Annotated in this window: 3 protein-coding genes and 1 pseudogene; 3 read left to right on the top strand and 1 reads right to left on the bottom strand. The window is 40.8% G+C overall.

Annotated elements, in window-relative coordinates:
- The coding region (locus ACEW8F_RS03385) for a uroporphyrinogen decarboxylase family protein (protein WP_373482064.1) at positions 1–573 on the bottom strand (573 nt) is incomplete at its 3' end.
- 207 nt (positions 574–780) lie between these two features.
- On the opposite strand from ACEW8F_RS03385, the gene ACEW8F_RS03380 reads away from it, so the two are divergent.
- The 3 genes and pseudogenes from ACEW8F_RS03380 to ACEW8F_RS03370 form a co-directional block, all read left to right on the top strand.
- A complete protein-coding gene (locus ACEW8F_RS03380; protein ID WP_373482063.1) occupies positions 781–1,425 on the top strand; it encodes a TetR/AcrR family transcriptional regulator in 645 nt (214 codons plus the stop codon).
- Positions 1,426–1,455: 30 nt separating this feature from the next.
- The gene (locus ACEW8F_RS03375) at positions 1,456–1,704 is read left to right on the top strand and encodes a hypothetical protein (protein ID WP_373482062.1); all 249 of its coding nucleotides are present in this window, start codon (positions 1,456–1,458) and stop codon (positions 1,702–1,704) included.
- A gap of 198 nt (positions 1,705–1,902) precedes the next feature.
- Positions 1,903–2,139: pseudogene (locus ACEW8F_RS03370) on the top strand (NADH:flavin oxidoreductase); the annotation flags it as partial.

Raw genomic sequence — 2,139 nt, 5'->3', positions numbered from 1 at the left:
GAATGTTTCCGGCGACATAAATGAAGAAATCTGACTGCCCCAGTCATCATGATGAAAAAGCGCATCCGGGTGAATGTTTTCAATCATCTGCTGGGCGTACTGCAATTCATATTCAGTCAGATAGTCGATGAGTTCATGCATAGCTTCTGGTTCTTCGTAATAACTCATTAAGGCATCTTCCATTCCCATCAGATAGTGGGTCAGTTCAAAGATCCCCGGCGTTACAAAGGCAGTCACAAATTTTTCATCGCGATCAACCGCCTTGGCATGGGCAATGGCTTCCGTCCAACGTTCAGCCGGATAATCTACCGCCGGAGCCTTAACGTATTCGCGCCACTTCGTAATGTCTTGTAATACCTTATGCCCATGATCGTGAACTGGAAAGGACCCGATTTGACCTTCCGGCCAGCGGATCGTAATCCCCCAGGCATTTTTGACTTCAGTTCCTTTAGGCGTCATAAAGGCTTCTTTGGGAGCTTCTCTGATCAGTTCCAGAAATTCATACTGGTTGACAAACCGGTCTGGCTTACCTCCTTTAATCGTTTCCATTAAATTCTGTCTTTTTGTTAGCATTTACTTTCTCCTTTTAACATAATTTCCAATAGACTCAAATCAACTTTCGTACATTATTGATTTTGTACTATATTAACACATCAATCATGGCGATGCAATGATTTTCGTACATTTTATTTTTTGTACTATTTTATTTTTAGTGATCGTCCCCACCCTGATATGCTATAATAAAATTCAAGATTTTAAACGATTGGACAAGAGGACCTCATGAAAAAATATAAAAAGGGTTTACAGACTGAACAGATCATTCTGCAAACTGCCAAAATACTATTTTACAACAATGGTTATGCCAAAACCTCGATGCGGGATATCTGCGCCGAAACCGGCATCCAGCTGGGAACATTAACCTATTATTTTAAGAAAAAAAAGGATATTGCCGAACGAATCTATTCGGAATTCATTGTCAGACTGATGTCCTTTGTCCGAACTAAGACTTATCATGATAAAATGAATGGCATCCAGCTCAATTTTCACAAACAGATCTATCACTATCATGCCATCTACAGCGATCCCCAAACCCGGGCTTTTCATGCTGAAATGCTCCACTCCGAATATATTTACCAGGAAATTATCCTGAAATTATACAATCCTTATTTTCGCGATCTGCCCAACCGGATGACCAAAACGGACTTTGATACCGCAGTTTTTGCGGATTCCTGTCTCCGTAAAGAATTTGGCTTGCAATATATCAACGCCCCGCAGACCAAAACTGTGACCGAACTATATATCACCATCCAGACCCTGACCGGCCGTTTGATGCGAATTCCTGAAGAAACAACCCAGCAATATATTCAGGAAGCGCTGACTTTTTTTGAAAACCATGACGGCTCAACAATTCGACTGTTGATTTGATCGCAATTGTCGGAACTTAGAAAGTAATTTATGGGTAAAGAAATTGACCGGGATGAAATTGACAACATCAGATTTGCTGAACTGGGTCTTCGGCGTGAACTGATCCTGAGATTTATCAAAAATCCTGGCAATAAAACAATTTATGACGTCATCACAACCATGCATCTCTATCGGGGACGGTTGCTTCAGATGGATGAAACACTCACAAAATCTTATTTATTTAACGCCCTCGAATTTGAACATAAGCATGATCATTCCCATATCCGTCTGCTCATTTAAGTTTTTTAACAATCATTTTCAACGTTTCATAATCAATCAGGACTTTATTTCTGACAGTGGTAGCAAAAAAAGCTATCACTGCTTCATCTAATAACCTAACGAAAAAAACTTTGATAGTTTTTTAATTAACAGCTTGACCTTGAAGTGACTTGAGGGTTTATCCTATGAGTAAATCCAAATATGAAATCGAGGTACAAGATGTTTACTAAATTATTTACCCCAAAGAAAATCAACCAGTGTGAGATTCCCAATCGTCTGGCGGTCACCGCCATGGTGGCCAACTATTGCAATGAGGACGGCACCGCCACCGATCGTTATATTGCCTATCACGAAGCCAAAGCCAAGGGCGGCTGGGGCTTGATTATTACCGAAGATTATGCTGTCAGCCAACATGCCATGGGCTATCAGTTTATTGCCGGGCTGTGGAATGATGAT

This window comes from Acetobacterium sp., from assembly GCF_041752335.1.
Classification (GTDB): Bacteria; Bacillota; Clostridia; order Eubacteriales; family Eubacteriaceae; genus Acetobacterium.
The sequence above is the reverse complement of the archived record's forward strand: the minus strand, read 5'-3'. Positions and strand labels throughout refer to the sequence as shown.